The sequence below is a fragment of the Caballeronia sp. M23-90 genome (assembly GCF_053574605.1).
In genome coordinates this window covers 1-5,054 of record NZ_JBSIPA010000469.1, presented here as the reverse complement: position 1 = coordinate 5,054, position 5,054 = coordinate 1, and the positions used below count along the sequence as shown (strand labels likewise).

General features: G+C 60.2%; 4 protein-coding genes and 1 pseudogene. 1 reads left to right on the top strand and 4 read right to left on the bottom strand.

Annotation, left to right across the window (positions count from 1 at the left end; all coding sequences use genetic code 11):
- Nucleotides 1-228, top strand: a pseudogene (locus ACRXB1_RS30175) (YhbY family RNA-binding protein); the annotation flags it as partial.
- Between the two features lie 71 nt (nucleotides 229-299).
- Here ACRXB1_RS30175 and ACRXB1_RS30170 read toward each other — a convergent pair.
- The 4 genes from ACRXB1_RS30170 to ACRXB1_RS30155 form a co-directional block, all read right to left on the bottom strand.
- On the bottom strand, nucleotides 300-821 hold the full coding sequence (locus ACRXB1_RS30170; protein WP_062167197.1) for a DUF4149 domain-containing protein: 522 nt from the start codon (nucleotides 819-821) through the stop codon (nucleotides 300-302).
- Nucleotides 821-1,297: a transcription elongation factor GreA gene (gene greA / locus ACRXB1_RS30165; RefSeq protein ID WP_061999915.1), complete on the bottom strand. Its 477-nt coding sequence runs from the start codon at nucleotides 1,295-1,297 to the stop codon at nucleotides 821-823. The genes ACRXB1_RS30170 and greA overlap by 1 nt, the downstream gene beginning before the upstream one ends.
- A gap of 153 nt (nucleotides 1,298-1,450) precedes the next feature.
- Nucleotides 1,451-4,705 (bottom strand): carbamoyl-phosphate synthase large subunit, encoded by a 3,255-nt coding sequence (gene carB, locus ACRXB1_RS30160; RefSeq protein ID WP_449494122.1) that lies wholly within the window; start codon nucleotides 4,703-4,705, stop codon nucleotides 1,451-1,453.
- A 77-nt stretch (nucleotides 4,706-4,782) separates the two neighbouring features.
- Nucleotides 4,783-5,054 (bottom strand): glutamine amidotransferase-related protein (locus tag ACRXB1_RS30155; protein ID WP_449494121.1); only part of this gene is annotated, 272 nt, incomplete at its 5' end.

Below are 5,054 nucleotides of genomic sequence, written 5' to 3'. Positions count from 1 at the left end.
TGCGTTGCGCCGCCGAGCGCGGGTGAAGCTGCCGATGCATCCACGAAAGGCCGCGCCCCGCGCGTGGTGAAGGTCGTGAAGATCACCCGCGACGCACCGGTGGTCCGCAAGCCGAAAAAGCAGAAACTGCTGGTTCGTGGCAATGAACGCGTCACCGCCGGCGGCAACGTGAAGCGTGCAAAGAAACGTCTGCCGAGCGCCAAGCGCCACCATCAGTCGTCGAAGTAAGCCGTTCCGGGTTCCCCCGGAAAGCAAAAAGCCGGTGTGATCCGATCAGCTCGGATCCCACCGGCTTTTTTTCAGCCGCGTGCGCGACGTGCTGCGACGCTGGCTGTCTTTCCCTTCGGAACCGCGGTTTGCGCAGGGAACCGTCCCGGCGGAAGGCGCCAGAACAAGACCAGTCCCAACACACTCTCGATCAGGTAAAACGCGCTCGATACCCCGTGCAGCATGCCGAACCGGCTTGCATACGGTGACTGCGCGAGTTCCATCCCGCCCTCTTGTGCCGCCACACGCAAGGCGTTCATGAACGGCTGCAAGGCAAAATAGCCGATCAGCACGCACAGCAGCATGCCCGCGATCACCCAGCGCGTCCGCTTGTACTCATCGAAACCCGTACGTACCAGGCGATTCGCCATGACCAGCAGCACCAGCGCGCACACTACGCCCAGCATGCCCTCGATGCGAAAAAGCTGCGCCGCGACCGAACCCGCGGAGGTCCGGTCGAGCATGCTGAACAGCACGGGTGCTGCGATGTAACCCAGGGCCAGCACGCTGCCGACCCAGATCATGGCGACGATCCGAAAGAATCGATGAGCCATCAGACGTACTTGACCGCAATGACTTCGTATTCGCGCGCGCCGCTCGGTGCCTGCACCGACGCAACATCGCCCTCCGTCTTGCCAATTAACGCACGTGCTATAGGCGAGCTGATCGACACGAGGCCGTGATCGATGTCGGCTTCGTCGTCGCCGACGATCTGATAGGTCACCGAATTGCCCGAATCCAGGTCTTCCAGCTCGACGGTCGCGCCGAAGATCACGCGGCCGTCGGCTTCCACCTCGGTCGGATCGATGACTTGCGCGCCTGCCAGCTTTGACTCGAGCTCGGCAATCCGGCCTTCAATGAAGCCCTGCTTCTCTTTGGCCGCGTCGTATTCCGCGTTTTCCGACAAGTCGCCCTGCGCGCGCGCTTCGGCGATCGAGTTGACGACCGACGGGCGTTCTACGGATTTCAAATGTTGCAATTCGTCGCGCAGCAACGCTGCGCCACGTTTAGTCAAAGGAACTGTGCTCATAACCAACTCATTACGCAAAAATGCAGACGTAAAAAAATTACCGCGGTTAAGTGCATCTCCCGGTAAATATGGGAGACGCCGCTTAACCGCGGCCCTTGATACTTAGACTTCATATGGAGACTGCTGATACTGCTGAGACTCGAATCTGAAGCCTTAGTTTAGGCGAGCATGCAGTCCTTGTAAATCATAGACTTCCAGGTCCTTCAGATATCGGAGGCCTTCGACCGCCGCACGGGCGCCGGACATGGTCGTGTAGTACGTGACCTTGTTGGCTTGCGCGCTCATGCGGATCGAGCGGGAATCGGCGATCGCGGCGCGCGTTTCATCCACGGTCGTGAAAACCAGCGCAATTTCACCATTCTTGATCATGTCCACGATGTGCGGACGGCCATCCTTCACCTTGTTCACGACCTTGACCGGAACGCCCGCCGCTTCGATAGCCGCGGCCGTGCCCTTGGTTGCGACAATCGGATAGCCGAGTTCGTGCAGCATGGTCGCGACTTCCACGGCCTTTTGCTTGTCGGCGTCCATTACGGTCAGGAGAACCGTGCCGCTTTCCGGCAAGCGCGATCCGGCCGCAAGTTGCGACTTGAAGAGCGCCTCGCCGAACGTGCGGCCCACGCCCATGACTTCACCCGTCGAACGCATTTCAGGTCCGAGGACCGGATCGACCGCCGGGAATTTCACGAACGGAAACACCGCTTCCTTGACGCTGAAATACGGCGGGATCACTTCCTTCGTGATGCCTTGCGCCGACAGCTTCTGGCCGACCATCGCGCGAGCGGCGATTTTCGCCAGCGGCAAACCCGTCGCCTTCGATACATACGGCACCGTGCGCGAAGCACGCGGATTCACTTCGAGCACGTAGATCACGTCCTGCTTCGTGCCGTCTTCACGCGGCACTTGCTGGATCGCGAACTGCACGTTCATCAGGCCGACCACGTTCAGCGCACGCGCCATGGCGCCGGTCTGGCGCTTGAGTTCATCGATGGTTTCCTGCGACAGCGAATACGGCGGCAGCGAGCAAGCCGAGTCGCCGGAATGCACGCCCGCCTGTTCGATATGCTCCATCACGCCGCCGATGAACACCGCCTCGCCATCCGAGATGCAGTCCACATCGCATTCAATGGCGTCGTTCAGGAAACGGTCGAGCAGCACCGGCGAATCGTGCGACACCTTCACGGCTTCGCGCATGTAGCGTTCCAGATCGCGCGGCTCGTGGACGATTTCCATCGCGCGACCGCCGAGCACGTACGACGGGCGCACGACCAGCGGATAGCCGATTTCCTCGGCGAGACGCAGTGCTTCGTCTTCGGCGCGCGCCGTACGGTTCGGCGGCTGGCGCAGGTTCAGGTCCTGCAACAGCTTCTGAAAACGCTCGCGGTCTTCGGCGGCATCGATCATGTCCGGCGATGTTCCGACAATCGGTACGCCGTTCGCTTCGAGGTCCAGCGCGAGCTTCAACGGCGTCTGGCCGCCATACTGCACAATCACGCCAACCGGCTTTTCCAGCTCCACGATTTCAAGCACGTCTTCGAGCGTCAGCGATTCGAAATACAGCCGGTCAGACGTGTCGTAGTCGGTGGAAACAGTCTCGGGATTGCAGTTGACCATGATCGTTTCATAGCCGTCTTCGCGCATCGCCAAAGCTGCGTGCACGCAGCAATAATCGAATTCGATGCCCTGCCCGATCCGGTTCGGACCGCCGCCCAGGACCATGATCTTCTTTTTATCCGTCGGATTCGCTTCGCACTCTTCCTCGTAGGTCGAGTACATGTAAGCGGTCTTCGTCGCGAATTCGGCGGCGCACGTGTCCACGCGCTTGTAGACCGGACGCACCTTCAATGCGTGACGGTGTTTGCGCACGGCCGTCTGATCGGAGCCCAGCAACTTCGCCAGGCGGCGATCCGAAAATCCGCTCTGCTTCAGGTACAGCATTTCGTCCCTGGTCAGGCTGTCGACGGTACGACCGCCAAGCGCCTTTTCCTTCTGGATGATTTGCTCGATCTGCGCGAGGAACCACGGATCGATCGACGTCTCTTCGAAGATTTCCTGAGCAGTCAGACCGAGACGGAACGCGTCGCCCAGGAACCAGATCCGGTCCGGACCCGGCTCGCCGATTTCACGAATCACTTCGTCGCGGCTGGTGGTCTTTTCGTCGAGTCCGTCGACACCCACTTCCAGACCGCGCAACGCCTTCTGGAACGATTCCTGGAACGTGCGGCCAATTGCCATCACTTCGCCGACCGACTTCATTTGCGTTGTCAGGCGTGCATCGGCTTCGCGGAATTTTTCGAACGCGAAACGCGGGATCTTGGTCACCACATAGTCGATGGTCGGTTCGAACGACGCCGGCGTCTGACCACCCGTGATCTCGTTCTTCAGCTCGTCGAGCGTGTAGCCGACGGCCAGCTTCGCGGCGACCTTGGCAATCGGGAAACCTGTCGCCTTCGATGCCAGCGCCGACGAACGCGACACACGCGGGTTCATCTCGATCACGACCATGCGGCCGTCTTTCGGGTTGATCGCGAACTGCACGTTCGAGCCGCCCGTGTCCACGCCGATCTCGCGCAGCACCGCGAGCGATGCGTTACGCAGGATCTGGTATTCCTTGTCGGTGAGCGTTTGCGCCGGCGCGACCGTGATGGAGTCGCCGGTGTGCACGCCCATCGGGTCCAGGTTTTCGATCGAGCAGACAATGATGCAGTTGTCCTTGGTATCGCGGACGACTTCCATCTCGAACTCTTTCCAGCCGAGCAGCGACTCTTCGATCAACAATTCGCGCGTGGGCGACAGGTCCAGTCCGCGACGGCAAATCTCCTCGAACTCTTCCTTGTTGTAGGCAATGCCGCCGCCCGATCCGCCCAGTGTGAACGAAGGACGGATCACCGTAGGGTAGCCGCCGCTGCCCGTCTGCGCAGCGATCTCCGCCTGCACCTGCAGCGCCTCTTCCATGGAATGCGCAATGCCCGACTTGGCCGAACCCAGGCCAATCTTCGTCATTGCTTCCTTGAACTTCTGCCGGTCTTCGGCTTTGTCGATGGCTTCCGGCGACGCGCCGATCAGTTCGACCTTGTACTTTTCCAGCACGCCGTGATGGAACAGATCCAGCGCACAGTTCAGCGCGGTTTGTCCGCCCATGGTCGGGAGGATGGCGTCGGGGCGTTCTTTATCGATGATGCGCTCGACCACTTCCCACGTGATCGGCTCGATATACGTCACGTCGGCCGTATTCGGGTCGGTCATGATCGTCGCGGGATTGCTGTTGACGAGAATGACCTTGTAGCCTTCCTCGCGCAGCGCCTTGCACGCCTGCGCGCCCGAATAATCGAACTCGCACGCCTGGCCGATGATGATCGGTCCCGCGCCGATGATGAGGATGCTCTTGATGTCTGTCCGCTTCGGCATAACTGCTCTCAATGATTGTGTTGCGTGTTCTGTTTTGTCGCTGCGTCAACCCAACTGCGTCGATTCAAATGCGTCAATCAAGCCGCGACTTTCTGCGCTTCCATCAGGCCGACAAAGCGGTCGAACAAGTACGCAATATCGTTCGGTCCCGGCGATGCCTCCGGATGTCCCTGGAAGCAGAATGCGGGTTTGTCGGTGAGCGCAAAGCCTTGCAGGGTGCCGTCGAACAGCGACGTGTGCGTGACCTTTGCATTGGCGGGGAGCGTGGATGCATCGACTGCAAAACCGTGGTTCTGCGACGTGATCACCACGCGGCCGTTTTCGAGGTCCTTCACCGGATGATTCGCGC

What these genes read in the sequence shown, in the direction of transcription:
- ACRXB1_RS30170 (WP_062167197.1), bottom strand. Translation starts at nt 821, where the DNA reads ATGGCTCATCGATTCTTTCGGATCGTCGCCATGATCTGGGTCGGCAGC.
- carB (WP_449494122.1), bottom strand. Translation starts at nt 4,705, where the DNA reads ATGCCGAAGCGGACAGACATCAAGAGCATCCTCATCATCGGCGCGGGA.
- greA (WP_061999915.1), bottom strand. Translation starts at nt 1,297, where the DNA reads ATGAGCACAGTTCCTTTGACTAAACGTGGCGCAGCGTTGCTGCGCGAC.